The following is a 26,885-nucleotide window of genomic DNA, read 5'->3' on the forward strand; positions in this document are numbered from 1 at the left end:
CGCTCTGGAGCCGGTAGTATCATCAAGGAGAAGACAATGGCTGTTGCCGGTGTAGGCGGTACGCAATCAGCGGACAATTCAATCAAGTCGATGACGGCGGCCTTCGACAAGGCCATCGAGAAATCTAGTAAAATTACCGAGATCACGACCGACAAGAAGGTCGCGCTCGACGCCGAAAAGCAGCGTCCGAACGGCTAAGGAAGCCCGAGGGGCGGTTTGAGGCCGCCCTTCATCCCCTTTGCAAAGATTCCTGACTTGGACCGGGCCGTGCTTTGTGCACGGCGTCGGCGTCTCGGCTATCCGCGAGCGAGGTGATGGTTCCATGGCATCCAATCTGGTCTTGAGGAATTCGGCCGCGCCATTGACGCTCGATGTCCTGAAGGGCGTTCACAGCGGCGTCTGTCTGCCGCTGGAGAAGGGCGCCTATCTGATCGGCTCCGGGGCCGATTGCGATCTGATGCTCAGCGACCGCGACGTCTCGGCGCATCACATGCGCCTGCAGTTTGCCGGGTCCGACGTCCTGGTCGAGGCGATCGGCGCCGATCTCGTGGTGGACGACACGACCGTGCCCGTCGGGCACGGGCTTCAGGTTCCGGTCCCCGTGACCGTTACGCTCGGCAGCGCGCGCCTCAGCCTCTCCCGGCCGGTGCGGGAAGCCGCCGAACGAAAGGCGGAAAGGTCGTCGCGCACCAGCTGGATGCTCGGCGGCGTGGCCGCCTTTTCGCTTCTCACCATAGCGGCGGTGCAGGCGGGCGTTGCGGAGGTCGATCACCGGTCGTCCATCACGGGTCTCGACGGCAAAACAGTGACGACCGGGACGATAGCGTCCGCGGCTCCCTCGCCACAGGACGTCTCGGCGGCGCTCGCGGCGAGGCTCCACGACACCGGGCTGTCGGAGCTGAAGGTCGCGGTCGACGGGACGCGGTTTTCCGTTTCCGGTGCCGTCGACGACGAGGCCCGCAAGTCGTGGGGCGAGGTCCAGGCCTGGTTCGATCGCTCCTATGGCACCAATTTCGTTTTGACGAGCCTGGTCGGCGAGGCCGCTCTGCAGAGCGCCCCGAAGTTCCATCTCCAGGCCATTTGGTTCGGCGAGACCCCCTATGCGATCAGTGCCGACGGGGCGCGTCTCTACAAGGGGGCGGCACTCGAGGACGGCTGGTACATCAAGGATATCCGCGACGGCAGCCTGACGGCGGCGCGGCAAGGCGAAGAATTCGTCCTCCGCTTCTAAAGCGCGCGACCAGAGGGGCAGCAAGATGAGCATCGAGGTCCGCCGTCACGACAATCGCAGCCGCGGCCAGCCAAGCGCGGTGTCGTTGCCACCGGAAGCGGCCGGACGGGCGCAAACGCAGGCGTTCGACGCGCGGCTCCTGCAGTCGATCCGCCAGGCGCGCCAGAAGATGCCGGGCGGCAATCTCCGGACCGGCGCGGCCGAGCGGGCGAGGCTTTCGAATGCGACGCTGTTCGACCTGTCGCGCTCCCAGGAGATCCTGACCTACATCGTCCGGGAGGTCTTGCCCGGACTGGACCTCGACGAGGATATCGCCAAGCTAACCGCATCGATGCTGACTGACGAGATCGAAAGCAGGCGCGATCTCCAGCACCGGCTCTTGCAGGCGCAAAGCAGTTGACGCAGCGAAACGCCGACAGCCTCGAATTCCTTCATGCGCTCGGTTCGCTCTATTGTCGCGCCGGCCACCATGAGCGCGGCCTGGCGTTTCTTCTCCTTGCGGCGAAAATGGCGCCGGACGATATCGCCGTGCTGCATTCGCTGGCCGAGGCCTTCGCCGAGACCGGCGCCGGCCCGCGTGCGATCGCCGCCATCGATCGGATCGAGGATATTGCAGACGCCATCGACCCGGCCCTTGCGCGGCTGAGGAGCAAGGCCGAGTGGCTCAGCGGTGAGAAGGACCGGGCCCGCGAAGCCTTCGAAGCCTATCTTCGGGCGAGGGCGGCGGAATGAGCGCGATCGCCACGGTCAACCAGTTCGCCCGGGCCGCGTCCCGGCGGTCGGACATCGTCATAGCGGCCGTGGTGATGCTGGCGATCACCATGATGATCATCCCGATGCCGACCTTGCTCGTCGACGTGCTGATCGGCTTCAACTTCTTCTACAGCCTGCTCATTCTCGTCGGCGCGCTCTATATTTCGAGCCCGGCGCAATTCTCCTCGCTGCCATCGATCATCCTGCTAGGAACGCTCTTCCGGCTGGCCCTGGCGATCACCACGACGCGGCTGATCCTGACCGACGCGGATGCCGGCCAGATCGTCGCGGCCTTCGGTTCCTTCGTCGTCGGCGGCGACGTGCTGGTCGGGCTCATCGTCTTCCTGATCATCACCGTCGCCCAGTTCGTGGTGATCACCAAAGGCGCCGAGCGCGTTGCCGAGGTGGGCGCACGCTTCGCACTCGATGCGATGCCGGGCAAGCAGATGAGCATCGACAACGAGGCGCGCAGCGGCGACATCGACCAGCAGGAGGCGCGCCGCAGGCGCGACGACCTCGAACGCGAAAGCCAGTTCTACGGCGCCATGGACGGCGCGATGAAATTCGTCAAGGGCGACGCGGTGGCGGGATTGATCATCATTGCGATCAACCTCATCGGCGGGCTCACCATCGGATCCCTGCAACGCGGGCTCACGGTCGGCGAAGCGGCGCATACCTATTCGCTGCTGACGGTCGGCGACGGCCTCATCTCGCAGATACCGGCGCTGATGATGGCGGTGGCGGCAGGGGCGGTGGTGACGCGGGTGCCGTCCGGTCGGGGCCCGCAGGACCTGAGTTCCGAAATCCTCGGCCAGCTCGGTGCGAGCGACCGCGCGCTGGCACTGGCGGCGGCGATCCTCTTCGGCTTTGGGCTGGTTCCGGGCTTTCCGCTCGTCGTCTTCTGGGCGCTCGCCGGCGTGGCCGGCCTGCTCGCCTATACGGCGCGCAGACGCCAGGCGGAGGAGGAGGAGGTTGCGGGGCCCGTGCCGCGCCGACGCGAAACCCCCCGCCCGGTTTCCCCCGGCGGACGGGTCGTCGATCATATAGCGGGCAGTCTGGCCGGGGCGGGCGCGCACGCCGGAGTGGCGCAAAGGCTCACTCTGGTCATGGGGGAGGCGCTTGCCGAACAACTTCCGGAATCGGTGTTCACCGAACGGACGGAAGGCCTCGCCGACGCGATCCTGGAAGACCTCGGCATTCGCGTTCCAGCGATCGGCCGGCTCACGGATTCCCGCCTGGCTCCGGGCGAGATCCGCATCGATTTCGAGGGTGTTCCCGTCGTCGACGGAGCGCTTCCGCTCGACCAGTTGATGGTCTGGGAGGAAACCGTCGATCTCGACATCATGGCGATCCCCTATGTGACGCAGCCGGACCTGATGGGGCTGAAGCTCGCCTGGGTCGAGCGCTCCCATGCGGCAGCCCTCGACGCTGCCGGTGTCGGCCATTGCGAGGCGGCCGACGTGGCGATGACGCTTCTCGAACGCGTGCTGCGCCGCTACGCGCCCGAATTCATCGACGCGCAGGCGGTGCGAGCGCTGCTCGGCCGGCTGGAGGAGCCGTTCGGCGATCTGATCAAGGAGGTTCTGGAGGGGGTATCGGTGCAGAGGCTCGCCGACGTGCTGCGCAGGCTGATCGAGGAAAATGTCCCGATCACCAATATGCGCATTATTCTCCAGACGATCGCCGAGCGCGCATCGCAGATCCAGAACCTGCAGGCGCTTGCCGACCATGTGCGGGCCGCCCTCGGGCGGCAGATCTGCTTCCGGCTTGCAGACGGCAACCGGATCGTATCGGCCTATCTTCTGACACGCCCCTTCGAAGACGAACTCAGGGCGGCGATCGAGCATGGCGGTCCGGCCGGCACCGTTCCGGAACGGCTGGCAGCGCCGATCCTCGAAGAGCTCAAGAAGCGGCGGGAGAAGGCGGACGTGCAGTCGCGCACCGCGATCCTGACCTCGATGGACCTTCGCCGGCACATTCGAAACCTGCTGATGCGGCACGACGTCTATGCGGCGGTTCTGTCCTACCAGGAAATCGCTGCGGAGTTCAGCGTCCAGTGCCTCGGCTATATCGCGCTACCGGTCTCTGAGGTGCGGGAACTCGGAAGCGACGGTCGCGCATGAGGCCGCCGCCAGAGACCATCGAGAAGAATTCATGTCTTGCTCGCGCGGGGGCGCGGGGCGAGGGGAACGAATAGGGAGTGGAATGCCAGACTTGCGAAGCCTTCGCTTCATCGCGACGGGGAAACTCTTTCTGTTTATTTTGCTGATCGCCCTGGCGGTCCATTGTGCGCTCGGCTCGGCGAGCGCGCAGGTGAAGGTCGATGCCATCAACGGCCAGGTTCTGGAACTGACGGTCGGCGAAGGCACGATCCTTCGCTTCGACGAACCGGTCGAGTCGGTTTTTCTTGCCGACACGGCGATCGCCGACGTGCGCGTCGTCTCGCCCGGCGTCGTCTATATCTACGCGACGAAGACCGGCGACACCAATCTGATCGCACTCAGCGCCGATCAGATGACGCGCGGCAACGTCCAGGTCCGGGTCAGCGGCAATGCGAGAGCCGCGGAGCAGTCGGCCTTGGCGCTTCAGCCGACGACGAGGGTCGATATCAGCCTGTTCGGCGGCCAATATGTCGGCACCGGCCAGACCCGCAATGTCGGCGAGGCGATGGACATGGAAAGCGTCCTGCAGAGCTATTCGACGCCCGACAGGCCGGCGCTCAACAACACGACGATTGCCGGCGCGAACCAGGTCAATATCCGCGTCCGCTTCGCCGAGGTCGCCCGCAACGAGCTGACGCGCTTCGGCATCGATTGGAGCGTCTTCGTCAACAGCGGGTCCTTCTCCTTCGGCATCGTCCGGACCGGCGGCGCCAGCAATGAGGACGATACCGGCATCGCCATCGGCGCGCGCGGCGACAATGTGAATGTCAACGTCCTGCTCGACGCGCTGCAGGCGAACGGTATCCTGACCATCCTCGCCGAGCCGAATATCACCGCCGTCACCGGCCAGACCGCGAGCTTCCTGGCGGGCGGCGAAATACCGGTGCCAGTGCCGGCCGGGGAAGGCCAGATCGGCATCGAATACAAGCAGTTCGGCGTGTCGCTGCAATTCACGCCGACGCTGCTGCCCAACAACCGCATCGCGCTGCAGGTTCGTCCCGAGGTCAGCAGCGTTTCGCAGGACAGCGTCGTTTCGATCGCCGGATTGGTGGTGCCTTCGCTGCGCATCCGCCGGGCGGATACGACCGTCGAGGTCGGCAGCGGCCAGACCTTTGCGATCGCCGGCCTGTTCCAGCGCCAGGAATCGCAGACGCTGAACAAGACGCCCGTCGTCGGGGACGTGCCGATCCTCGGCGAATTGTTCAAATCGAAGCGGTTCCAGCGCAACGAAACGGAGCTGGTCATCCTGATCACCCCCTACCTGGTGACTCCCACCTCCGAGCGAAACATGAAAACGCCGCTGGACAGCCCCGCCGGTGCCATTACCTCGCCGCGCAAGAAGGCGAAGCCCGCGGTCAACAAGGGATACGGCTTCTATGTCGAATGATCCTCTTTCGGGAATGGCGAAGGCCGGCGCGACGGTGGCCGCCGGCCTCATCGCCCTGGCGGGCTGCAGCGGTTCGCATCCGCAACCCTATTCTCCCAACTACAGCTATCTCTCGATGCACGGCGCCCCACCGGCGAAGCCCGGGATCGTTCGCAAGGGCTACGACACGACCGCGAGCCAGGTACTGGTGCCGGATGCCTGCATCACACCCGATACGGCCGACCAGCCGCTCTATCTGCCGCCCGGCTGCGCCAACAACCTCAATCTGCAGCTCATGGCTGCGGATCAGCGGCATCTGCTCAAGGGGCGCGACATGGGCCCGGCGATGGCTGCTCCGGTTGCGCGCGCCGCGAAACGCTACATCGACGGCTATGGGGACGATGGCCGCCAAAACACCAATGCGGCCAATGAGACGGGGGTAGAATGAAGGCGTGTTCATTTCTGAAATCCAGCCGGCGGCGGCGTGCCGTGGGGCGGGGGATCGGCGCCGTCGTTGCGCTTCTGGCGCTTTCTGCCTGCACCACGGTTCCTGCCGACAAGGAGAAGGACAAGGCGGCGGGCGCCCAGACGAAGCTTTTGAGCGTTGCCGAAAGCATCGAAGCGAAGGGCGAAAGTGCGACGGCATTGGCGCTATACGAGCGCGCCGCCGCCAACGCGCCGAACGATGCATCGATGCGCGTCCGGCTCGGCAATGCGCGCCTCAAGGCGGGCGACGCCGAGGGAGCCGAAGAGACCTTCCGCGCCGCTCTCGAAATTGATCCGAAGGATCCCGATGCGCTGCTCGGGCTGGGCACTGCTCAGCTGCAGAAGGGCGAGGCGGATTCGGCGGCGCGAAGCCTGGCACCGGCGGCCGAGGCGCTGAATTCGGTGGTGGCCTACAATCGGCTCGGAACGGCGTTGGTCTTCAGCGGCAACGGAGGGGCGGCCGAGGGTGCCTTTTCGAGGGCGCTCGCGCTGCAGCCCTCCAACCTCGATACCGCGACGAACCTGGCGCTTGCCGAAGCGCTGTCGAACAATCTCACGCAGGCGGTGACGCATATGACGGGCGTGGTGGGCTCGCCGCTCGCCGAAAGGCGGCATTTCGTCAACTACCTGATCGTTCTGACCATGGCCGGCGAAACGGAGAAGGCGCGCTCCGTTGCCGTGCCTGACATGTCGGCGACGCAGAAAAGCCAAATCCTCGCCAAGGCGGCGAAGCTGCGTTCTATCCCGGACGTCGCCAGGCGCGCCCAGGAGATCGGCCTGCTGGCGGCGTCCAGAAACGACGGCGTCACATGAGCGAAACGAGCGAGGAGAAGACGCTTCCCGCTTCGGAGAAGAAGATCCGGGACGCACGCCGGAAAGGCCAGGTGCTGCACAGCCCGGATATGGTTTCGGGCATCGTGGTGCTGCTGTCTACCCTGTTTCTCTTCTATGTCGCACCGAATCTCCAGCTCAAGATCGATCTGCTTGTCGACGAGGCGTCGCAGATCTACGTGCGCCCCTTCGCCGATGTCTGGTACCGGCTGAGCACCATTGCCGCGGATGCGCTCTGGACGACGGTGCTGCCCATCCTCGGCATCTCGATCATCGCCATTCTCGCCACCAATGTGGCGATCACCAAGGGCTTCGTCTTTTCGGCCAAGCCGCTCGAACCCGATTTCAACCGTATCAATCCGGGCTCGGGGCTGAAGCGGATCGCTTCGCTGAAGAGCGTCGTCGATTTCGGCAAGGCGCTGTTCAAGATCGTTGCGCTGTCCATCGCCTTCGCCGTCGTCTTCCATGCGGGCCTGGGAGCGCTGTTCCAGTCGCCCACCTGCGGCTTTGCCTGCCTGCACGCGACGTCGCTCTCCATGCTGAAAACCATCGCATCGATCGCGATCGCCGCTTTTGTCGTCATGGGCGTTGTCGATGTCTTGCTGCAGCGCTGGCTCTTCCTGCGCGAGATGCGGATGACCCGGTCGGAGAGCAAGCGCGAACACAAGGATACGGAAGGCGATCCGCTGATCAGGCAGGAGCGCCGCAAGCTGGCGCGCCTGTTGGGAACGACGCGGACGGGCCTTGCGAGTGCCGTGCTGCTGATCGGCCAGGAGCGGTCGGTGTCGGTCGGCGTGCGCTATGTACGCGGCGAAACGCCGGTGCCGATCCTCGTCTGCCGCGCCGTCGGCACGGCGGCGTCCTCGATGCGGGCCGAGGCACGGAACCGAGGAATTCCCTTCGTCGCCGACGCAGAGCTCGCCGCCGAACTCGGCAAGACACCGGTCGGGGCGCCGGTTCCCGACCGGCTCTTCCAGGCGGTGGCGAATGCGCTCGTCGCCAATGGTTTGATTTGAACGCCTGCAACGGTCTAGGAGACCTCACATGTCGGATTCTCTGTCGACAAGGCAATGCCTGCGGCGGCTGCTTCTTATCTTTCTTTTGGCGCCGAGTGCCGCGCATGCGACCGCGGATGAGCCCTGGCCGCCGATCCTGGACAAGAAGAACAAGAGCGTCTGGATCGACAGCGGTTATATCGAGTTCCTGATGTCGCCGCCGGCCTACCCGCCGCGCCAGGTCCGGGGGGCGTTGGTCACTCCGGACGTTGGCGCGTTCCTGCCAAGGCAATTGGTGGAATACCGCACGGGGGAAGCGCCGGGAACGATCATCATCGATACGAGCCGCTATGCGCTTTATTACGTCGTCCCCGGCGGCAAGGCGCTGCGCTACAGCGTCGGCGTCGGCCGTGAAGGCTACGGCTGGCATGGAACCGAGCATGTGAGCCGCAAACGCGCCTGGCCGGAGTGGCGCCCGCCCGCCGACATGCGCGCCAGGCGGCCGGAGCTTCCGGCCTACATGGCCGGCGGCGTCGACAATCCGCTTGGCGCACGCGCCATTTACCTCGGCGACACGCTTTATCGCATCCACGGCTCGAACGAACCGGAAAGCATCGGCCGATCCTCTTCCTCCGGGTGTTTTCGCATGATGAATGACGACGTGATCGACCTCTACGAGCGGGTGAGGATCGGCGCGAAGGTCATCGTTCTATAGGTCTCGACATCGAGGCGAGGTCAGTCCGGAACGACGACCAGCTTGCCGACAAAGTTCTTCGCCATGAAGTCTCTTTGCGCGCGGTGAAATTCCGACAGCGGATACGTACCGCCGACGAGCGGACGGATTTTCTTTTCCTCGATGTAGCGCACCAGCCGGCGGAAATCGGCGCGGCTCCCCTGGCTCGATCCATGCAGTTCCAATTGCTTCAGATACATCGTTCTGAGATCGAGCTGGACGACCGGACCGGCGATGGCGCCGGCGGTCGTGTAGCGGCCTTCCGGGCGCAGAATCTTGAGGAGATCGTTGAAGAGGGGGCCGCCGACGAGATCGGCGACGACGTCGATCGGCGCGCCGTGCACGGCTTCGTTGACCGCTTCGAAGAGATCTCCGCGGCCGCGGGTGACGACGGCCTCGGCGCCGATATCGAGAGTGGCGGCTTCCTTGCCCGGGCCGGCAACCGCGATCGGAATGGCGCCGCGGGCACGGGCGAGCTGGATGATCGCCGAGCCGACGCCGCCGGAGGCGCCGGTCACCAGGACGCGTTCGCCGGCCGCAAGCCGCGCCCGTTCCAGCATCCGTTCGCCGGTCAGGTAGGCGCAGCAGAAAGTGGCGAGTTCGACGTCGGTGAGATCGGTCGCAACCAAATGGGCGTTCTCGGCCGGCAGCGCCATGTATTCGGCATAACCGCCATCGCGGCCATGGCCCATATAGTCGATGTCGGCGAGGCTATCGTCGTCGCGGTTGTAGATCGAGAAATCGACCATGGCGCGTTCGCCGATGCGGGCCTTGTCGACGCCCGCGCCGACGGCGACGATATGCCCGACCGTGTCGGTGCCCTGGATGCGCGGGAAGGTCAGCGTGTTGCCGTGACGCCGCCAGGTCGAGACGGCGGCGGGATCGTCCTCGGTGCCGTAGGCGCCTTCACGCACCCAGACATCGGTGTTGTTCATGCCGCAGGCGCTGACCTTGATCAGCACCTCGCCGGCCGCCGGAGCCGGGACGGGGACGCTCCGGCTATAGACGAGTTTGTCGAGTCCGCCATGACCGGTCAGCAGCACGGCCGCCATGGTCTTCGGAACGGAATGCATCATGGGCCCTCTCCTTCAGCGGCCGAGGACGGACTGGATCGCCTCGGCCGCGGCCTTGACAACGATGTCGGCCTCCGCGCGCGTCAGGCAGAGCGGCGGGGCGAAGCCAAGAATGTCGCCCTGCGGCATGGCGCGGCCGATGACGCCGCGCTCGAGGAGCGCTGCAGCCACCTGCGGCCCGATCTTGCGGGCCGGATCGAAGAACTTGCGGTCGTCCCGGTCCTCGACGAATTCGATCGCCGCCATCAACCCGTCGCCGCGCACCTCACCGACATGCCGGTGGTCGCCGACCGCCTTCTGTAGTTCGGCGCGGAAATATGCGCCCGTCGAACCGGCATTCTCGACGAGGCCGAGCTCGTCGATCAGCTCGAGATTGGCGATGCCGGCAGCAGCACAAATCGGATGCGCCGAATAGGTCCAGCCATGGCCGATGGCGCCGAATTCGTCCGAGCCCTTCACCAGCACTTGCCAGACCTCGTCCGAAACGATCGTGCCGGAAAGCGGCGCATAGGCCGAGGTCAGACCCTTGGCGATGGTGATCAGGTCCGGCTTGATGCCGTAGTGGTCGGAGCCGAACATGCTGCCGAGGCGGCCGAAACCGGTCACGACCTCGTCGGCGACGAGCAGGATGTCGTATCTCTCAAGCACCGCCTGGATCTTCTGCCAGTAACCTTTCGGCGGCGACACGATGCCGCCGGTGCCGAGGATCGGCTCGCCGATGAAGGCGGCAACCGTGTCGGGCCCTTCGGCAAGGATCATCTCCTCGAGCTTCGCGGCGCAATCGTCCGAGAACTGTTCCTCGCTCATGGAACGGTCGGGACGGCGGAAGTAATAGGGCGCCTCGGTGTGCAGGATCGACGCACGCGGCAGGTCGAAGGCATTGTGGAAGAGATGCAGGCCGGTCAGCGAGCCGGTCATCACGCCCGAGCCGTGATAGCCGCGCCAGCGCGAGATGATCTTCTTCTTCTCCGTTCGGCCGAGGATGTTGTTGTAGTACCAGATCAGCTTGATGTTGGTTTCGTTGGCATCCGAACCGGAAAGCCCGAAATAGACGCGGCTCATGCCTTCCGGCGCACGGTCGATGATCATCTTGGAAAGCCTTATCGACGCTTCCGTGCCGTGGCCGACATAGGCGTGGTAATAGGCGAGGTTCTTGGCTTGCTCTGCGATCGCCTCGGCGATCTTCTGGCGGCCGTAGCCGACATTGACGCAATAAAGTCCGGCGAAGGCATCGAGGCTGCGCTTGCCGCCGATATCCGTGATGTAGACCCCTTCGCCGCCGCCGATAACGCGCGTCGGGCTCTCGCCTCGCGCATGCATCCCCATATGCGTCGACGGATGGAAGAAGTGGTCTCGGTCCCAGGCGGTGAGTTCGTTGCTTCGTTCGAGCATGGTCGTTCCTTTCGTCGAGTTCTTTCAGGCGGCGGTGTCGATGCAGAGATATTTGAGCTCGGTGAAGGCCTCCATGCCGTGGCGGGAGCCCTCGCGGCCAAGACCGGACTGTTTCCAGCCGCCGAAGGGGATCGGCCCGCCGGTAATCTTCACGCGGTTGATCGCCACCATGCCGTATTCGAGCGCCCGGGCGAGCCGCATCTGGCGGGCGCCGTTTTCGGTGACCACATAGGCGACGAGCCCGTACCCAGTGTCGTTCGCCCGGGCGATCACCTCGTCCTCGCTATCGAAGGCGGTGACGGCGGCAATCGGGCCGAAGGTTTCCTCGCGCATGATCAGCGCCTCGTCGGGCACATCGGTCAAAAGCGTCGGCTCGAAGAAAAGCGGCCCGGCCGGGTGGCGCTTGCCGCCGGCGGCGAGCCTCGCGCCCCGTTTCACCGCGTCGGCGACCTGCTCCTCGACCTTGGCGACGGCGCGCTCGTGCATCAGCGGGCCGATATCGGTGCCCGGCTCGAGTCCGGCTCCGACCTTCAGGCGCGCAATGCGGACGGCGAAGGCCTCCTGGAAGGCTTCGAGGATCGGCCGTTCGACATAGATGCGGTTGGCGGCAAGGCAGTCCTGTCCGGAGGTTGCGAACTTCGCGGCAATGGCAATATCCGCCGCCTTCTCCACATTCGCATCGGCAAAGACGATCAGCGGCGCATGACCGCCGAGTTCCATCACCAGCCGCTTCATCGTCGGCGCGCATTGGGCCGCGATCAGCCGGCCGATCTCGGTCGAGCCGGTGAAGCTCATGGCGCGGATGCGCGCGTCTTCGCACATGCGCCCGACGATCGTCGCCGCATTACCGGTGACGACGTTAAAGACACCGGCGGGCAGGCCGGCGCGCTCGCCGAGCTCGGCAAGCGCGAGAGCGGAAAGCGGCGTCTCGGAGGAAGGATGCGCCACCACGGTGCAGCCGGCGGCGAGCGCTGCGGCCGCCTTGCGGGTGATCATGGCGGAAGGAAAATTCCAGGGCGTGACGATGCCGACGACGCCAAGTGCTTCCCGGCGCACGATCATCTCGGCGCCGGAGAGATGGCTCGTCACGCTTTCGGCATTGAGACGCTTGCCCTCCTCGGCATACCACTCGATGAAGGAAGCCGCATAGTCGATCTCGCCGCGCGACTCGGCAAGCGGCTTGCCCTGTTCCAGCGTCATCAGCAGGGCCAGGTCCTCGCGGGCGGCGAGCATCAGCTCGTGCCATTTGCGCAGGATCACGGCGCGTTGCTGCGGGAGCGTATCGCGCCAGGACTTGAACGCCTTTTCCGCCGCATCGATCGCCTCGGAGGTCTGCGCCGCATCCAGCGAAGCGACGAAGGCGGAAGCGACACCGCTCGCGGGATCGCTCACTTCCAGACACTTGCCGTCTCGCCCGGCAATCCAGCGGCCGCCGACATAGGCGAGCTCCCGCAGCAATTGCCGATCGCTCAGGTGTTTCAAGGCTTCGTGGAAGGCGGTGCGCGCAAAAATAGCGGTCATGTCCAAGTCTCCTCGTCGTTGCGAAAAGATTGACACCGTTAGTGCGAGAGATCGTCCATTCGGCCGCTCCGCGGCAGAGACTTTGACCAAAGGAGCGTCCCCCGCGAGAGAAATTGTCTGGAGCTGGCTCTGGAAAGGGTGAGGTGAGGTACGTGCAGTCTGACGTGTGCACGCGCAAGCTTCATCTCCTTCCTCAATATCTATGCGCACGCGTGGAACAGAAGATCGATGTGCACGTTGTCGAAAGACACGCCCGTGTGAAGGAGGGAGAATTGCGCCATGACTGCCCCATCGCCCCAACGTCCTGTCATTACAGCCGGGGAACACGTCCTGACCGCGCAGGAAGCGTTAGAGCCTTTGTATATGGAGCTTGAGCAGGAGGTGGAAACGAGGCTGGTGCAGGCAGCGGTTTCAGCAGGCTGGTCGGCTGACGAAGCGCTTGAGGCGATCGATGAGTTGAAACGGCACGAAGTTCTTGAGATGGGCGACCCCGAAAGCTGAGGGCGCCTCCCATTTTCCGCTCAATCGCTTAACTTGCCACCGGCAACAACGCGCCGAGCGGCAAGACGGTCTCCTCCTTGACCGTCTTGGTGACGATGTAGGTGAAATAACGATCGATGCCGAGTTCGCGGCCGAGCAGATCATCGACCAGCCGCTGATAGGCGTCGATATCGGCCGTCACCACCTTGAGGATATAGTCGACGCCGCCGCCGACCGACCAGCAGGCGACGATCTCTGGAATTGCGGCGATGGCGCGCTCGAAACGGTCGAAATCCGCCTGCCGGTGATTGGCAAGCGTCACCTCCATCATCACACTTGCGACCGGGGCCACGCGGCGCAGCGCCACGCGCGCGTGGTATCCGGCGACGATGCCGGCCTTCTCCAGTTTCCTCAGCCGCATCCAGCACGGCGTCGGCGAGAGCCCCGCCTTTTCGGCAAGCGCCAGCTTGGTGATGCGTCCGTCAGCCTGGATCGCCTCGAGGATGCGCAGGTCGATCGCGTCGAGTTTCATGCGGGGCGCCCTTCCTGAAATCGAAATCCGGGAAAAGACATTGGGTTCTCACTTTTGCATTGTCAATTGAGCTGATTTTGATCACTGTTCAAATCATGACAAGTTGGATGCCCGACACAACGCTTCTGCGCCGCCCGGCCTATCTCTCGCTGGCCGATCAAATCGCCCGTGCGATTGAGGAGGGCCGGCTGCAGAACGGCACGCGACTGCCGACGCATCGCAAGCTTGCCGACGATTTGCAGCTTTCGGTGCAGACCGTGAGCCGCGCCTATGACGAGCTTATCCGGCGCGGGCTGATTTCGGGCGAGGTCGGGCGCGGCAGCTTCGTGCAGACGCGGCCGCGCGAGCCGGACCCGCCCTATCTGCCGGAGCGGCTCGGCGAATTGATCGACCTGTCGATCCTGAAGCCGGTCTGCGAGCAGATCCATCTCGACAAGATGCGGCAGGCCTTCGCCTGGCTTGCCGAGAACCTGCCCGCAAGTTCGGCGCTTTCCTTCCGGCCGAACATGGTGTTCCCGCGCCATCGCACCATCGCGGCGGAATGGCTTTCGCGCTGCGGGCTCGACGTCTCGCCGCTCAATATCAGCCTCACCAATGGTGCGACCTCGGCCATGACCGTCGCTCTGATGAGCGTCGCTCCGCCCGGTTCGACAATCGCGACGGAGGCGATCAGCCATCATACGCTGGTGCCGCTGTCGACCTATCTCGGCATTCACCTCCAGGGCATCGCGATCGATGACGACGGAATGGTGCCGGAAGCGCTTGACGAGGCCTGCCGCAAGGGCGTGATACGCGCGATCTTCCTGCAGCCCTCGGTGATCAATCCGACCGCGACCCTGATGAGCCCCGAGCGCCGAGCTGCCCTCGCTGAAGTGGCCCGCCGGTACGACATCGCCATCATCGAGAACGATATTCTCGGCCCCCTGCTCGAGGAGCGCCTGCCGCCGGTGGCGGCGCTGGCGCCGGAGCGCACGCTTTACGTGACGAGCTTCACCAAGATCACGGTGCCGGGCCTCAGGATCGGCTATCTCGCGGCGCCGGACCGTTATGTCGCGGCGGTCGCCAACCGGCATCTCGTCTCGAACTGGATGGCGACGCCGTCGATCGCCGAGATCGCCACCCGTTGGGTGAGCGACGGCACGGCGGTCGAACTCGTCAATTGGCAGCGCCGGGCGCTTGCCGCCCGACACGCCATCGCCACGGAGACGTTCGGCAGACTTCCGCACCGCAGCCATCCGCAGAGCCTGCATGTCTGGCTGCCGCTCCCCGAGGGGCACGCGGAGGAGGCCTTCGTCTCCCAGGCGCGCCTGCGCGGGGTGGCGATCGCGCCGGGCGCGTCGTTCCGCACCGCCGACAGCGGCTGGCGCCCGGCCGTGCGGATCTCCCTCGGCTCGACCACCGAACAGGAGCTCAAAACCGGGCTCGGCATCGTCGCCTCGCTGGCGCTTGGTGATCCGGAGGCATTGCTGCTTGCAATCTGATCCGGATGCCCAAGTCTTGGGCATTGGCGGAATAATTGTCATGATATTATTATTCACATTGACATGATTTCGGAACCAGATCATCGTTAGGACATTACCGCTCTCAAAGGGAGAGACGCGAATGTCCGAGCCAATCATCCGCATCGACAGCATCGTCAAGAGATACGGTCCGCTGACCGTGCTCGATGGATTGTCGATGGAGGTGATGCCCGGCGAGAAGCTCGCCCTCATCGGCCCCTCCGGTTCGGGCAAGACGACGATCCTGCGCATTCTGATGACGCTGGAGACGATCAGCGACGGCTTTATCCAGGTCGACGGCGATCAGCTCTATCACATGAAGAAGGCGGGCAGCCTTGTACCGGCCGACGAGCGGCATCTCCATAAGATGCGCGAGAAGATCGGCATGGTCTTCCAGCACTTCAACCTGTTTCCCCACAAATGCGTGCTCGACAACGTCACCTTGGCGCCGATGCTGACAAAGGGCGTTCCGCGCGCCGCGGCGGAAAAGCGGGCGATGGAGCTTCTCGACATGGTTGGGCTCGCCGACAAGGCCAAGAGCATGCCGGCGCAGCTTTCCGGCGGCCAGAAGCAGCGCGTCGCGATCGCCCGGGCGCTGGCGTTGTCGCCGAAGATCATGCTGTTCGACGAGGTGACCTCCGCGCTCGATCCGGAGCTCGTCGAGGAAGTCCTGAGCGTCATGCGCAGGCTCGCGGCCGAGACGGACATGACGATGCTGCTCGTCACCCACGAAATGGGCTTCGCCCATGACTTCGCCGATCGGGTGCTCTTCTTCGACCGCGGCAAGATCGTCGAGGAGGGGAGGCCCGAAGACATCTTCCGGCATCCGAAACAGGAACGCACGCAGACCTTCCTGCGCAAGATCATAGCGGCAGGGCACCGCGTCTGAGCTCTCGGGCCGACATTGCCTCAAGCAACAAGGTGAAGAGAACAATAGAGGAGTTGGGAACGATGACACTGAAAGCTTTGATGGCAATGGCGGCAGGCGCGACGGCCTTTATGGCAGTTGCCGCGGCGACGCCCGTTGCGGCGGATGAAAACAAGCTCGAGGAACTGAAGGAGCAGGGCTTCGCGCGTGTCGCCATCGCCAACGAGCCGCCCTTTACCGCCGTCGGCGCCGACGGCAAGGTCTCGGGGGCCGCGCCGGACGTCGCCCGCGAGATCTTCAAGCGGCTCGGCGTTCCGGAAATCGTTGCTTCGATCTCCGAATATGGCGCGATGATCCCGGGCCTGCAGGCCGGGCGCCACGACGCGATCACCGCCGGGCTTTTCATGAAGCCGGAGCGCTGCGGCGCGGTCGCCTATTCACAGCCGATCCTGTGCGATGCCGAAGCCTTCGCGCTGAAGAAGGGCAATCCGCTCAAGTTGAAGAGCTACAAGGACATTGCCGATAATCCGGATGCGAAGATCGGCGCGCCGGGCGGCGGCACCGAGGAAAAACTGGCGCTCGAAGCCGGCGTGCCGCGCGACCGCGTCATCGTCGTGCCGGACGGCCAGAGCGGCATGAAGATGCTGCAGGACGGTCGTATCGACGTCTATTCGCTGCCGGTGCTTTCGATCAACGACCTCGTCTCGAAGGCCAACGACCCGAATATCGAAGTGGTCGCTCCGGTCGAAGGCGCCCCGGTCTATTGCGACGGCGCCGCGTTCAGGAAGGGCGACGAGGCGCTGCGCGACGCCTTCGACGTCGAGCTCGCCAAGATGAAGGAATCCGGCGACTTCGCCAAGATCATCGAGCCCTACGGCTTCTCCGCCAAGGCGGCGATGTCGACGACGCGCGAGAAGCTTTGCGCCGCGAAGTAATCAATGCGTCCTGCCTCCCCTCCGCGACGAACGGAGGGGAGCACCCATTGGCGGTGCGCCGAAGAAACCAATCTGACGGGAATTATTGAACGATGATCGACTGGTCCGGTTATATCGGATTGATCCTCGAGGGCGCCTGGGTGACCGTCCAGCTCACCCTGATGGGCTCGGCGCTTGCCGTCGTCGTCGCCTTTGCGGCGGGGCTCGGGCGCGTCAGCCGGTTCATGGCGGTGCGCGCGCTTGCCACGACCTATATCGAGTTCTTCCGCGGCACCTCGATCTTCGTCCAGCTCTTCTGGGTCTATTTCGTGCTGCCCTTTGCCGGCATCACCCTGACGCCGCTACAGGCCGGCGTGCTGGCGCTGGGCCTGAATGTCGGTGCCTATGGCGCGGAAGTGGTGCGCGGTGCGGTAAAAGCGATCGGCCGCGAGCAACGCGAAGCCTGCATTGCGCTCAACCTCTCGCGCTTCCAGGCGATGCGCCACATCATCCTGCCGCAGGCGCTGCCGCTGATGCTGCCGACCTTCGGAAACAATGCGATCGAGCTCCTCAAGGGGACGGCGGTCGTCTCGCTGATCTCGCTCACAGACATGACCTTCCAGGCGCAGGTGGTGCGGGCGCAGACGGGCAGCACGCTGATCCCCTTCGCCACGATCCTGGTGCTCTACTTCGTCATGGCCTGGCTGATCTCGCTCGGCATGCGCTGGCTGGAGCGGCGCGTCACCCGCGGCCTCGACGGCGTGAGGGCCTGACCATGGAATGGGATTGGGAATTCGTCCGCCAGATCATGCCGACCCTCATCGAGGGGCTGCAGATCACCATTCTCGCCACCATCCTCGGTGCAGCGGTGGCCGCCGTCATCGGCCTAATCTTCGCGATCCTGCGAATGGTGGCGCCGGCGCCGATCGCGCGGACGACGAGCTTCGCAGTGGAGTTCATCCGCGGCACGCCCTTGCTGGTGCAGCTCTATTTCATCTTCTACGTGCTGCCGGATATCGGCATCCGTCTGCCGGCGCTGCTCGCCGGTGTCATCGGCCTCGGCATCCATTACGGCACCTACGCCGCCGAGGTCTATCGCGCCGGCATCGAGAATGTGCCGCGCGGCCAGTGGGAAGCCGCCAAGGCGACGAACCTCACGGCCCGCCACACCTGGGTCCACGTGATCCTGCCGCAGGCGATCCCGCCGATGATCCCGGCGCTCGCCAATTACCTGATCGCGATGTTCAAGGAGACGCCGCTGCTTTCGGCAATCACGGTGCTGGAACTGATGAACCAGGCGAAAAGCATCGCCAACAGCAATTATCGCTATATCGAGCCGATGACGCTGGTCGGCGTCTTCTTCCTGATCATGAGCCTGATCTCGGTCTTCTTCCTGCGCTGGCTGGAAGAGCGTTACGCGCGGGTGGACGAACGTTGATGGAAAAGCCTGTCGCTCTTTCTTTGGCAGCGCGCGCACCGCGTCTCGACGACCGGCCGCTGGAAAAGCGCATCGGCCTCATCATCCTTGCCACCGACCACACCACGGAAGTCGACTTTCATCGATTGGTGGCATCGGACCGGATCGGCGTCTATGTCGCGCGCATTCCCTATGCCAATCCGGTGACGCCGGAGAATTTGCGGGCGATGCAGCCGTCGCTGACGGCGGCGGCTGGCCTGATCCTGCCCGGCGAAACGCTCGACGTCGTGATGTATTCCTGCACGTCGGCGTCCGTCGTCATCGGCGACAAGGAGATCGCTGCGGCGATCAAGGCCGCCAAGCCGAGTGCTGCCGTAGTGACCCCGACGGCGGCTGCGGTCGAAGGCTTGCGGACGCTCGGCGCCAGGCGAATTTCCGTACTGACCCCCTATACGGTCGAGACCAGCCGGCCGATGGCGGATTATTTTGCGGCACTCGGTTTCGAGATCGACCGCTTCACCTGCCTGGGGCTTTCCGACGACCGGGAAATGGCGCGGATCGCCCCTGAGGAGATCGTCGCCTTTGCGAAGGAGGCAACCGCACCGGAATCCGATGCGCTGTTCATCTCCTGCACGGCCGTTCGCGCGGCCGGCGTGATCGGCGAAATCGAGGCGGCGATCGGCAAGCCGGTCGTCACCAGCAATTACGCCACCGCCTGGGCCTGCCTGCGCCTTTGCGGCGATCAGGAGGCACGTCCGCGGCTCGGGCGACTGATGGCGCTGCCACTTAAGGGGGAATGGCCGTGAACGCGTCTCTCCCCATGACGATCGATGATATCGAAGCCGCGGCGCGGCGTCTTTCCGGACGCGTGCTGACGACGCCGCTGGTTGCCTCGGCATCGCTGAGCCGCCTCTGCGGCGTGCCTGTCGGCCTCAAGCTCGAGCATCACCAGACGACCGGCAGCTTCAAGCTGCGCGGCGCGACCAATGCGGTGCTTTCTTTGTCCAATGAGGAGCATGCGCGCGGCGTCGTCGCCGCCTCGACCGGCAATCATGGCCGGGCGCTCGCCCATGCGGCAAGGGCGGAAGGCTCCGTCGCGACGATCTGCATGTCCCATCTCGTGCCGGAAAACAAGGTCTCCGAAATCAGGCGTCTCGGCGCGGATGTGCGGATTGTCGGCAGGTCGCAGGACGAGGCGCAGCAAGAGGTCGAGCGGCTGGTCGCGAAAAAAGGTCTCGTGATGGTGCCGCCCTTCGACCATCCGGCGGTCGTTGCAGGGCAGGGGACGCTTGGCCTCGAAATCGTCGAGCAGATGCCGGACGTTGCGATCGTGCTTGTGCCGGTTTCGGGCGGCGGGCTGGCGGCCGGGGTGGCGGCGGCGGTCAAGGCGCGCAGGCCGGCGACGCGGGTGATCGGGCTGACCATGGAGCGCGGCGCGGCGATGCAAGCGAGCCTTGCCGCCGGCAAGCCCGTGCTCGTCGAGGAACAGCCGAGCCTTGCCGATTCGCTTGGCGGCGGCATCGGGCTCGACAATCGCGTGACGTTCAGCATGTGCCGGGAGTTCCTCGACGACATCATCCTCCTGACGGAGGCGGAGATCGCCGCCGGCATGCGCCATGCCTATGCCGAGGAGCGTGAAATCGTCGAGGGCGCCGGGGCCGTCGGGATCGCGGCGCTTCTCGCCGGCAAGATCAAGACCATCGGCGGTCCGGTCGCGGTCATTCTCTCCGGCCGCAATGTCGACATGGGACTGCATCTCAGCGTGATGAACGGCGGAACCGATCCGTTTCGCAAGGAGGCAGCGGCATGACGACGATGACGATTCTCACCGAGGCGGAGCTGCGTCGTATCGTGCCGCTCGATCGCGAGGCGGTCGCCTGCGTCGAGAATGCCTTCCATGCGCTCGCCACCAGGGCGGTGGCGATGCCGCCGATCCTGAGGCTCGACATTCCCGAGCATCGCGGCGAGGTCGACGTCAAGACGGCCTATGTGCCCGGCCTCGACGGCTTTGCCATCAAGATCAGTCCCGGCTTCTTCGACAATCCGAAGATCGGGCTGCCGAGCACCAACGGCATGATGGTGCTGCTGTCGAGCCAGACCGGATTGGTGCAGGCGCTGCTGCTTGACAATGGTTATTTGACGGACGTGCGCACGGCGGCCGCCGGTGCCGTCGCGGCCAAGCACTTGTCGCGGGAAGACGCTTCCGTCGCCGCGATCTTCGGCGCCGGCATGCAGGCGAGGCTCCAGCTCGAAGCGCTCACTCTCGTGAGGCCGATCCGCGAGGGGCGGCTTTGGGCCCGCGATGCGGCTAACGCCGAAGCAGCGGCGACCGCGCTGACCGGAAAGCTCGGCTTCCCAGTCAAGGCATCGATCGATCCAAAGGCCGCCGTCGCCGGCGCCGACATCGTCGTCACCACCACTCCTTCAGAGAAGCCGATCCTTGAGGCCGACTGGCTTGAGCCGGGTCAGCACGTCACCGTCATGGGCTCGGACGCCGAACACAAGAACGAGCTTGATCCGTGGGCGATCGCCCGCGCCACCTATGTCGCCGACAGCCTGAAGCAGACGCGCCGTCTCGGCGAACTGCATCACGCGATTGCCGCCGGGGTCGTGGCGCCGGATGCAGAGCTCGCCGAGCTTGGCCAGGTGATCGCCGGTCTGAGGGCGGGACGCACGAGCGCCAACGAGATCACCATCGCCGACCTGACCGGCACCGGCATCCAGGATACCGCCATCGCCACGCTCGCCTTCGCGCGGGCGAATGCCGCGAATGCGGGAACGACGTTCGAGAGCTGACGCCGGCGTTGCCCGGCAAAACGAGGGAAGAGACATGACCCAACCCAACCTCAAATTCTCCCTTGGGGAATATGAAGCGCGGCTCAGGAAGACCCGCCAGGCGATGGAAGCCAAGGGCATCGAGCTCCTGATCGTCAGCGACCCGTCCAACATGGCCTGGCTCACCGGCTATGATGGCTGGTCCTTCTATGTGCACCAGGCGGTGATCGTGCCGCCTGCGGGCGAGCCGATCTGGTTCGGCCGCGGCCAGGACGCCAATGGCGCCAAGCTGACCGCCTATCTCGGCCATGAAAACATCATCGGGTATCCGGACCACTATGTGCAGTCGACCGAGCGCCACCCGATGGATTATCTCTCCGGCATCCTCGCCGATCGCGGCTGGGGTTCGCTCCGGATCGGCGTCGAGATGGACAATTACTGGTTCTCGGCGGCAGCCTTCGCTTCGCTGCAGAAGCACCTGCCGAATGCCCGCTTCGTCGACGCGACGGCGCTCGTCAACTGGCAGCGCGCCGTCAAGAGCGAGACGGAAATCAAATACATGCGCAACGCCGCTCGCATCGTCGAAGCGATGCATCAGCGTATCTTCGACAAGATCGAGGTCGGCATTCGCAAATGCGATCTGGTCGCCGAGATCTACGACGCCGGCACGCGCGGCGTCGACGGCATCGGCGGCGACTATCCGGCGATCGTGCCGCTGCTTCCCTCGGGCGTCGAAGCATCCGCGCCGCATCTCACCTGGGACGACCGGCCGATGAAGCGGGGCGAGGGGACCTTCTTCGAGATCGCCGGCTGCTACAACCGGTATCACCTGCCGCTGTCGCGCACGGTGTTCCTGGGCAAGCCGACCCAGGCCTTCCTCGACGCCGAGAAGGCGACGCTCGAGGGCATGGAGGCGGGGCTCGCGGTCGCCAGGCCGGGCAACACCTGCGAGGACATCGCCAACGCCTTCTTCGTGGTGTTGAAGAGATACGGCATCGTCAAGGACAACCGCACCGGCTACCCGATCGGTCTTTCCTATCCGCCGGATTGGGGCGAGCGCACCATGAGCCTGCGCCCGGGCGACAGGACGGAGTTGCGGCCCGGCATGACCTTCCATTTCATGACGGGGCTCTGGCTCGAGGACATGGGCTTCGAAACCACCGAGAGCATCCTGATCACCGAGAGCGGTGTCGAATGCCTCGCCTCCGTGCCGCGCAAGCTGATGGTTAAGGATTGAGCCATGAGAGAGCAGTACCTGCGGTCGTCGCCGATCACTGCGACGGTCGATTTCGGGGCCGATGGCGTCCAGCACGGATTTCTCCGCCTGCCCTATAGCCGCGACGATTCGGCCTGGGGTTCGGTGATGATCCCGATCACGGTCGTCAAGAACGGGGAGGGCCCGACGGCCCTTCTCACCGGCGGCAATCATGGCGACGAATATGAGGGGCCGATCGCCCTCTTCGATCTTGCCCGCACGATCGAGCCAGCCGATGTGCGCGGCAGGGTGGTCATCGTCCCGGCGATGAACTATCCGGCGTTTCTGGGTGGCACCCGAACGTCTCCAGTCGACAAGGGTAACCTCAACCGCAGTTTTCCGGGCAGGCCGGACGGCACCGTGACCGAGAAGATCGCGGACTATTTTCAGCGCGTTCTCCTGCCCCTTGCCGACATCGTGCTCGACTTCCATTCCGGTGGAAGGACCCTCGATTTCCTTCCCTTTTGCGCAGCCCACGTCCTGCCGGACAAGCAGCAGGAGGCAAAAGCCTTCGGGTTCGTTGAGGCTTTCGCAGCACCTTACTCGATGAAGATGCTCGAGATCGACGCGGTCGGAATGTACGACACTGCGGCGGAGGAAATGGGCAAGATCTTCATCACGACGGAACTCGGCGGTGGCGGCTCGGCAACGCGAAAAAGCGCTGAGATCGCCAAACGCGGCGTTCGCAATGTCCTGCGCCATGCCGGGATATTGAAGGGGGAGATCGACGCACGGTCGACGGAATGGCTCGACATGCCGGACGGCGACTGCTTCTCCTTCGCTGAGGAGCCCGGGCTCGTCGAATTTCTGGCGGACCTCGGCGAACCGGTCCAGCGCGGCTCCATGATAGCGCGAATCCATCCGACAGGACGTACCGGTGCAGAGCCGTTTGAAGTACAGGCCAAGATGGACGGGGTCCTGATCGCGCGCCACCACCCGGGGCTGATCAAGGCGGGCGATTGCTGTGCCGTGTTGGCGGTTCGGGTCTAGACAAGGTTCTCGTCTCGGCTTGCGCCAAGGTCAACAAATTGGCGGGCTATATGGTAGCGCCATGACGACAGAGGCGGTTCGTCGAGCGATCCGCGCCTCCGCAAGGATTGGGATCCAGTTTTCCGGGAGGGCGCCAAGACCGCCGTTACGAACCGGCCTCGGCGGAAATTCAAGATAAGCTGGGCAGGTGGTTGACCTTCGCCGCCAAAATGAAATCGTTCTCGTGCAGTCCCTTGATCTTGTGGGTTTGCAGCGAGACCTCCGCATAGCCCCAGCCGAAACAGACGTCGGGGTGATGTCCCTCCTCTTCCGCCAACCGGCCAACGTCATCGACGAAGGCCAGCGCCTGTTTGAAGTCGGTGAACTTGAACCTGCGGCGGATCAGATGCCCGTCGTCCAGCAGTTCCCAGCCTGGTGTCTGCGAAAGATATTCGGCGGCTTTATCCCTGGTCAGCGGCGGTACGCCGCCGCGGCAGGGCGTGCAGGACTTCTCAGCGATATTCTCGGTCATGAGTTCCTCCTTCTGATGCCGGCTCCCTGCCAGAACGCTTGGCAGCTTTGGCCGTTCCGTTCCTTGATGCCGGCTACTGCATGTCTCCTTAAATCGACCTCGATTTAAGGACAAAGACATGCAGCAATTCAAAGTGCTACAGCGACCTTTGCGCGTCTCATAAGACGCGCGGCGCTGTAGTATGATTTGGCTTTCCGACCTGCATTCTCAAGAGCCGATCTCGATCGGGCTGCCGAACGCTGGGCCACGCCCCGAGCGTCAGTAGTGACCGCGATCCCGCCAAGGCCGTTCGAATTCTCGCGTCAGTGCCGTAAAGCATCCCCGATATATCGGCTCAGCTCTTGCGTTCCCGCGGCAAGTTTGATGGCACTTCTTCGCCATGTCGCGGCTCTGCGAACAGCTCGAAAATCCTGCTGTCGCTTGGCAGTTAAAGCGACTCTTCCTGACCCGCCGCCGCAAGTCCCGTGAGAACGAAATCTTTGAACTCCTGGACATGCGGCTTATCCAGAGATGCCTGGTTCACCTTCATGTAGTATCCCCGATCCACGTGAAGGGGCGCATCGAACAATGCGCAGAGTGCGCCCTCGTCCATGAGCGATCTCACGAGGTGATGCCACCCCAGAATGATCCCCTCTCCCTTGACCGCTGCGTTCACGAGAAACGGGTAGTTGTTGCTGACTATGATTGGCGATAAGTGCGGCGCATCGAGACCGATAGCCCGAAACCAATCGTCCCAGGTGATCGGATGCCAGCCAATGGCATCGGACGTCCAATGCTTTCGATGCAGGTCCAATAAATCCGCGTTTCCGAGGCTTCGGGCGTCCGGGAACGGCCCGTGGTGTTCCAGATAATCGGGGCTGCAGACCGGCTGGACGATATCCGGAAAGAGATAAAAGAGATTTTCCCCGACCTCGCAGCGCTCGTTTCCGCAAATGAGAGAAAGATCGACCTCGTCGAAATTTCTCAATGTGTCGTCCTCGTCCGAGGCCAGAAGAACGAACCTGATGTCTGGCCGTTCCGAACGGAAGCTGTCCACGAGGGGTTTCAGCCAGCAGGCGATCGCCGCATTGGTGCCCGAACAGGTGATGACGGGTGGATCTGGCGGAGTATTGATATCCTTGATGGCGTCGCAAATTATATCCAGCCCGCCGCTGACGGCAGTCAAGAGCCGGTGACCATCGAACGTCAGCTCGAGACTGTTGTGCTTGCGGATGAACAAGGTAACGCCAAGCGATTTCTCGAGACCGCGGATCTGCTGGCTGATGGCGGCCTGGGTCACGTTGAGTTCGTTCCCGGCGAGGGTAAAACTCAGATGCTTCGCCGCAATCTCGAAAGTGGCGAATGAACCGAGGGAGGGAAGATAACGGCGTTTGAGCAGCATCCAAGAACATCGTCGCCTGAGGGATTATGGATTACGGCGTCGCACGTCTTTTCAGACGCGCAAAGGGAGCTATAACACTTTCAAACTGCCGCGTAATTCTTCCTTAGACCATTCCGATCCAAGGAATTGCGCAGCGGACCGGACTGTCGCGGTCTCGGGCCGCCAGTAACTGACCGCCAGGCCTGTGATCATACGAGGTGCAGAGGGCCGATCCCGGCCATCTGCACCTCCTGTCTGAGAGTGACCTGGGACGCCAACTCTCAGACAGACCTTCAACACGAGATTTGCACCCGGTTCGGACAATCCGTCCAGTTAGTGCGAATATCCGGCAGCCGTTTCGCTGAGGCTCTTCCCCTTGGTCTCGGGGGCCAGCCATTGCGACAGCGCGGCTCCGAGAGCGGCGATGCCGGCGGCAATCAGCATGGACGCCGATGCGCCGAGATTGGTCATGGACCACGGCAGCAGGAACGTGCCGAGGCCGGCACCGACCCGGCTGACGGCGGCCGCGAAGCCCGTACCCACCCCGCGGATCTCGGTCGGGAAGACCTCGCCCGGATAAATGCTGGTCAGCACATTGTACCCCGCATTGACGAAGGAGAAGGCGAGGAACAGAGCCAGCACGACCACCGGCGGCGCATCGGCCCACAGCCCGATGATCGCAAGAAGCACGGTGGCCAGCCACTGCGGCGGCACGGTCAGAACGCGTCGGCCGAGCTTGTCGATCAACAGGACCGTGACCACAACCCCGGCCAAAGCCACCGCAGAGAGCCCGACGCCGCCGGCGAGCCCGCCACCGAGACCATATTGCTTCAGCACGCTGTCGGCGAAAGTGGCGATTGCGAAGTACGGTGTGACGGCGCAGAACCAGAACATCGACACGAACAGCGTGGCCCGCCAGTACCGCGGGGAGAACAGCATACCGAAACTGCCCTTGCGAACGTCTTCGTGCTCCAGGTCGGCCATGTCTGTGGCGCTCTCCAGATAGCGGTGAGCGATGTCGCGGGCCTCGCCCCTGCGGCCCTTGTTCCACAGCCAGCGCGGCGACTCGGGCATGCCGAGGCGGGCGATGAACAGGGCCACGGCGATCAGGGTGCTTGTGCCGAGGATGGCCCGCCATCCGAGGTCAGTCCACTCGCTCAGCACGTGGCCGACGACGAAGGCGACCATGAACCCGGCATACCAGGCGATGATGGTCAGGCCCATGAGCCGTCCGCGTAGCCGCGCAGGGGCGAATTCCGACATCAGTGGCCAGCCGACGGAATATTCGGCGCCGATCGCGATGCCCATCAACAGGCGAACCACGAAGAGTTGCATGGGGGAGTCGATGAAGAACTGCATGAAGCCGACGAACAATTGCATGACGGAGGAGAGTACGAAGAGGCCCATGTCCAGCATGAAGAGCGGCTTGCGGCCCCACTTGTCGGCGGCCCAGCCCCCGAGCGGAGAGCCGATCAGGATGCCGAACAGCGCGCCCGCTGCGATCAAGCCCTCCCAGAACGCCGAAACACCCAGATCTGCGGCCATCTCGCCGGACACCGGACCGACGATCCCGAGGATGTAGCCGTCCAGAAACATCCCGCCCGTAAGGACGGCAATCATCCTGACCATGAAGCGTCTTTTGAACGCCGCGGACGTCTCCTCTCGGACGGTTGCGGCTGGAACGGCCGCTGCCCTCTCTAGTGACATTGTTTCCTCCATTGGATAGCGATAAACGTTTCCT

The 26,885-nt window shown here is 64.1% G+C and carries 28 protein-coding genes; 21 read left to right on the plus strand and 7 right to left on the minus strand.

What is annotated here, in order from left to right; all coding sequences use genetic code 11:
* The first annotated feature begins 36 nt into the window (after positions 1-36).
* The 10 genes from RHIBR816_RS38045 to RHIBR816_RS0121200 all read left to right on the plus strand — a co-directional run bounded on the left by RHIBR816_RS38045 (position 37) and on the right by RHIBR816_RS0121200 (position 8,539).
* Positions 37-198: a hypothetical protein gene (locus RHIBR816_RS38045; RefSeq protein ID WP_018238595.1), complete on the plus strand. Its 162-nt coding sequence runs from the start codon at positions 37-39 to the stop codon at positions 196-198.
* A 124-nt stretch (positions 199-322) separates the two neighbouring features.
* A complete protein-coding gene (locus tag RHIBR816_RS0121160) occupies positions 323-1,231 on the plus strand; it encodes an FHA domain-containing protein (RefSeq protein ID WP_018238596.1) in 909 nt (302 codons plus the stop codon).
* Positions 1,232-1,256: 25 nt separating this feature from the next.
* On the plus strand, positions 1,257-1,631 hold the full coding sequence (locus RHIBR816_RS0121165) for a hypothetical protein (RefSeq protein ID WP_018238597.1): 375 nt from the start codon (positions 1,257-1,259) through the stop codon (positions 1,629-1,631).
* Positions 1,628-1,963, plus strand: a complete 336-nt coding sequence (locus RHIBR816_RS0121170; RefSeq protein WP_018238598.1) for a type III secretion component — start codon at positions 1,628-1,630, stop codon at positions 1,961-1,963. Before RHIBR816_RS0121165 ends, RHIBR816_RS0121170 begins: the two co-directional genes overlap by 4 nt.
* Positions 1,960-4,107, plus strand: a complete 2,148-nt coding sequence (gene sctV / locus RHIBR816_RS0121175; protein ID WP_018238599.1) for a type III secretion system export apparatus subunit SctV — start codon at positions 1,960-1,962, stop codon at positions 4,105-4,107. The genes RHIBR816_RS0121170 and sctV overlap by 4 nt, the downstream gene beginning before the upstream one ends.
* An 82-nt stretch (positions 4,108-4,189) precedes the next feature.
* Positions 4,190-5,533: a type II and III secretion system protein family protein gene (locus RHIBR816_RS0121180; RefSeq protein ID WP_026187266.1), complete on the plus strand. Its 1,344-nt coding sequence runs from the start codon at positions 4,190-4,192 to the stop codon at positions 5,531-5,533.
* Positions 5,523-5,960 carry a hypothetical protein gene (locus RHIBR816_RS0121185; RefSeq protein WP_026187267.1) on the plus strand — a complete coding sequence of 146 codons (438 nt, stop codon included), beginning with the start codon at positions 5,523-5,525 and terminating at the stop codon, positions 5,958-5,960. The genes RHIBR816_RS0121180 and RHIBR816_RS0121185 overlap by 11 nt, the downstream gene beginning before the upstream one ends.
* Entirely contained in the window at positions 5,957-6,811 is an 855-nt protein-coding gene (locus RHIBR816_RS0121190) for a tetratricopeptide repeat protein (protein WP_018238602.1), read from the plus strand. Before RHIBR816_RS0121185 ends, RHIBR816_RS0121190 begins: the two co-directional genes overlap by 4 nt.
* The gene (locus tag RHIBR816_RS0121195) at positions 6,808-7,845 is read left to right on the plus strand and encodes an EscU/YscU/HrcU family type III secretion system export apparatus switch protein (RefSeq protein WP_018238603.1); all 1,038 of its coding nucleotides are present in this window, start codon (positions 6,808-6,810) and stop codon (positions 7,843-7,845) included. Before RHIBR816_RS0121190 ends, RHIBR816_RS0121195 begins: the two co-directional genes overlap by 4 nt.
* Before the next feature lie 28 nt (positions 7,846-7,873).
* Positions 7,874-8,539: a L,D-transpeptidase gene (locus tag RHIBR816_RS0121200; RefSeq protein ID WP_018238604.1), complete on the plus strand. Its 666-nt coding sequence runs from the start codon at positions 7,874-7,876 to the stop codon at positions 8,537-8,539.
* A 20-nt stretch (positions 8,540-8,559) separates the two neighbouring features.
* On the opposite strand, the gene RHIBR816_RS0121205 is transcribed toward RHIBR816_RS0121200, so the two are convergent.
* The 3 genes from RHIBR816_RS0121205 to RHIBR816_RS0121215 are packed head-to-tail and all read right to left on the minus strand — an operon-like array spanning position 8,560 to position 12,543.
* Entirely contained in the window at positions 8,560-9,633 is a 1,074-nt protein-coding gene (locus RHIBR816_RS0121205; protein WP_018238605.1) for an alcohol dehydrogenase family protein, read from the minus strand.
* Between the two features lie 12 nt (positions 9,634-9,645).
* Positions 9,646-11,022: an aspartate aminotransferase family protein gene (locus tag RHIBR816_RS0121210; RefSeq protein ID WP_018238606.1), complete on the minus strand. Its 1,377-nt coding sequence runs from the start codon at positions 11,020-11,022 to the stop codon at positions 9,646-9,648.
* A gap of 24 nt (positions 11,023-11,046) precedes the next feature.
* Positions 11,047-12,543, minus strand: coding sequence for an NAD-dependent succinate-semialdehyde dehydrogenase (locus RHIBR816_RS0121215; RefSeq protein ID WP_018238607.1), 1,497 nt, complete (start codon positions 12,541-12,543; stop codon positions 11,047-11,049).
* A 279-nt stretch (positions 12,544-12,822) separates the two neighbouring features.
* On the opposite strand from RHIBR816_RS0121215, the gene RHIBR816_RS0121220 reads away from it, so the two are divergent.
* Complete coding sequence (locus tag RHIBR816_RS0121220) at positions 12,823-13,044, plus strand: hypothetical protein (RefSeq protein WP_018238608.1); 222 nt, start codon at positions 12,823-12,825, stop codon at positions 13,042-13,044.
* Between the two features lie 28 nt (positions 13,045-13,072).
* On the opposite strand, the gene RHIBR816_RS0121225 is transcribed toward RHIBR816_RS0121220, so the two are convergent.
* Positions 13,073-13,555, minus strand: coding sequence for an Lrp/AsnC family transcriptional regulator (locus RHIBR816_RS0121225; protein ID WP_018238609.1), 483 nt, complete (start codon positions 13,553-13,555; stop codon positions 13,073-13,075).
* Positions 13,556-13,614: 59 nt separating this feature from the next.
* Here RHIBR816_RS0121225 and RHIBR816_RS0121230 point away from each other — a divergent pair, with 59 nt between their 5' ends.
* The 10 genes from RHIBR816_RS0121230 (at position 13,615) to doeB (ending at position 23,273) form a co-directional block, all read left to right on the plus strand.
* The gene (locus RHIBR816_RS0121230; RefSeq protein ID WP_026187268.1) at positions 13,615-15,036 is read left to right on the plus strand and encodes a PLP-dependent aminotransferase family protein; all 1,422 of its coding nucleotides are present in this window, start codon (positions 13,615-13,617) and stop codon (positions 15,034-15,036) included.
* A gap of 121 nt (positions 15,037-15,157) precedes the next feature.
* The gene (gene ehuA / locus RHIBR816_RS0121235) at positions 15,158-15,943 is read left to right on the plus strand and encodes an ectoine/hydroxyectoine ABC transporter ATP-binding protein EhuA (protein ID WP_018238611.1); all 786 of its coding nucleotides are present in this window, start codon (positions 15,158-15,160) and stop codon (positions 15,941-15,943) included.
* Positions 15,944-16,005: 62 nt separating this feature from the next.
* Positions 16,006-16,857, plus strand: a complete 852-nt coding sequence (ehuB, locus tag RHIBR816_RS0121240) for an ectoine/hydroxyectoine ABC transporter substrate-binding protein EhuB (protein ID WP_026187269.1) — start codon at positions 16,006-16,008, stop codon at positions 16,855-16,857.
* A 92-nt stretch (positions 16,858-16,949) separates the two neighbouring features.
* Entirely contained in the window at positions 16,950-17,609 is a 660-nt protein-coding gene (gene ehuC, locus RHIBR816_RS0121245; RefSeq protein ID WP_018238613.1) for an ectoine/hydroxyectoine ABC transporter permease subunit EhuC, read from the plus strand.
* A 2-nt stretch (positions 17,610-17,611) separates the two neighbouring features.
* A complete protein-coding gene (ehuD, locus tag RHIBR816_RS0121250) occupies positions 17,612-18,274 on the plus strand; it encodes an ectoine/hydroxyectoine ABC transporter permease subunit EhuD (RefSeq protein WP_018238614.1) in 663 nt (220 codons plus the stop codon).
* Entirely contained in the window at positions 18,274-19,059 is a 786-nt protein-coding gene (eutA, locus tag RHIBR816_RS0121255) for an ectoine utilization protein EutA (protein ID WP_018238615.1), read from the plus strand. Before ehuD ends, eutA begins: the two co-directional genes overlap by 1 nt.
* Positions 19,056-20,063 (plus strand): hydroxyectoine utilization dehydratase EutB, encoded by a 1,008-nt coding sequence (gene eutB / locus RHIBR816_RS0121260; protein WP_026187270.1) that lies wholly within the window; start codon positions 19,056-19,058, stop codon positions 20,061-20,063. Before eutA ends, eutB begins: the two co-directional genes overlap by 4 nt.
* A complete protein-coding gene (eutC, locus tag RHIBR816_RS0121265; protein ID WP_018238617.1) occupies positions 20,060-21,049 on the plus strand; it encodes an ectoine utilization protein EutC in 990 nt (329 codons plus the stop codon). Before eutB ends, eutC begins: the two co-directional genes overlap by 4 nt.
* Positions 21,050-21,083: 34 nt before the next feature.
* Complete coding sequence (doeA, locus tag RHIBR816_RS0121270) at positions 21,084-22,265, plus strand: ectoine hydrolase DoeA (RefSeq protein ID WP_018238618.1); 1,182 nt, start codon at positions 21,084-21,086, stop codon at positions 22,263-22,265.
* Between the two features lie 3 nt (positions 22,266-22,268).
* On the plus strand, positions 22,269-23,273 hold the full coding sequence (gene doeB / locus RHIBR816_RS0121275; protein ID WP_018238619.1) for a N(2)-acetyl-L-2,4-diaminobutanoate deacetylase DoeB: 1,005 nt from the start codon (positions 22,269-22,271) through the stop codon (positions 23,271-23,273).
* 169 nt (positions 23,274-23,442) lie between these two features.
* Here the strand turns inward: doeB and RHIBR816_RS0121280 are convergent, their stop codons facing one another.
* From RHIBR816_RS0121280 to RHIBR816_RS0121290, 3 genes are all read right to left on the minus strand, one after another.
* The gene (locus RHIBR816_RS0121280) at positions 23,443-23,784 is read right to left on the minus strand and encodes a 4a-hydroxytetrahydrobiopterin dehydratase (RefSeq protein ID WP_018238620.1); all 342 of its coding nucleotides are present in this window, start codon (positions 23,782-23,784) and stop codon (positions 23,443-23,445) included.
* Positions 23,785-24,211: 427 nt separating this feature from the next.
* The gene (locus RHIBR816_RS0121285) at positions 24,212-25,165 is read right to left on the minus strand and encodes a LysR family transcriptional regulator (protein WP_018238621.1); all 954 of its coding nucleotides are present in this window, start codon (positions 25,163-25,165) and stop codon (positions 24,212-24,214) included.
* A 312-nt stretch (positions 25,166-25,477) separates the two neighbouring features.
* A complete protein-coding gene (locus tag RHIBR816_RS0121290) occupies positions 25,478-26,851 on the minus strand; it encodes an MFS transporter (protein ID WP_026187271.1) in 1,374 nt (457 codons plus the stop codon).
* Between the last annotated feature and the right edge of the window lie 34 nt (positions 26,852-26,885).

Origin of the sequence: Ensifer sp. BR816 (assembly GCF_000378985.1) — a bacterium.
Taxonomy (GTDB): domain Bacteria; phylum Pseudomonadota; class Alphaproteobacteria; order Rhizobiales; family Rhizobiaceae; genus Sinorhizobium.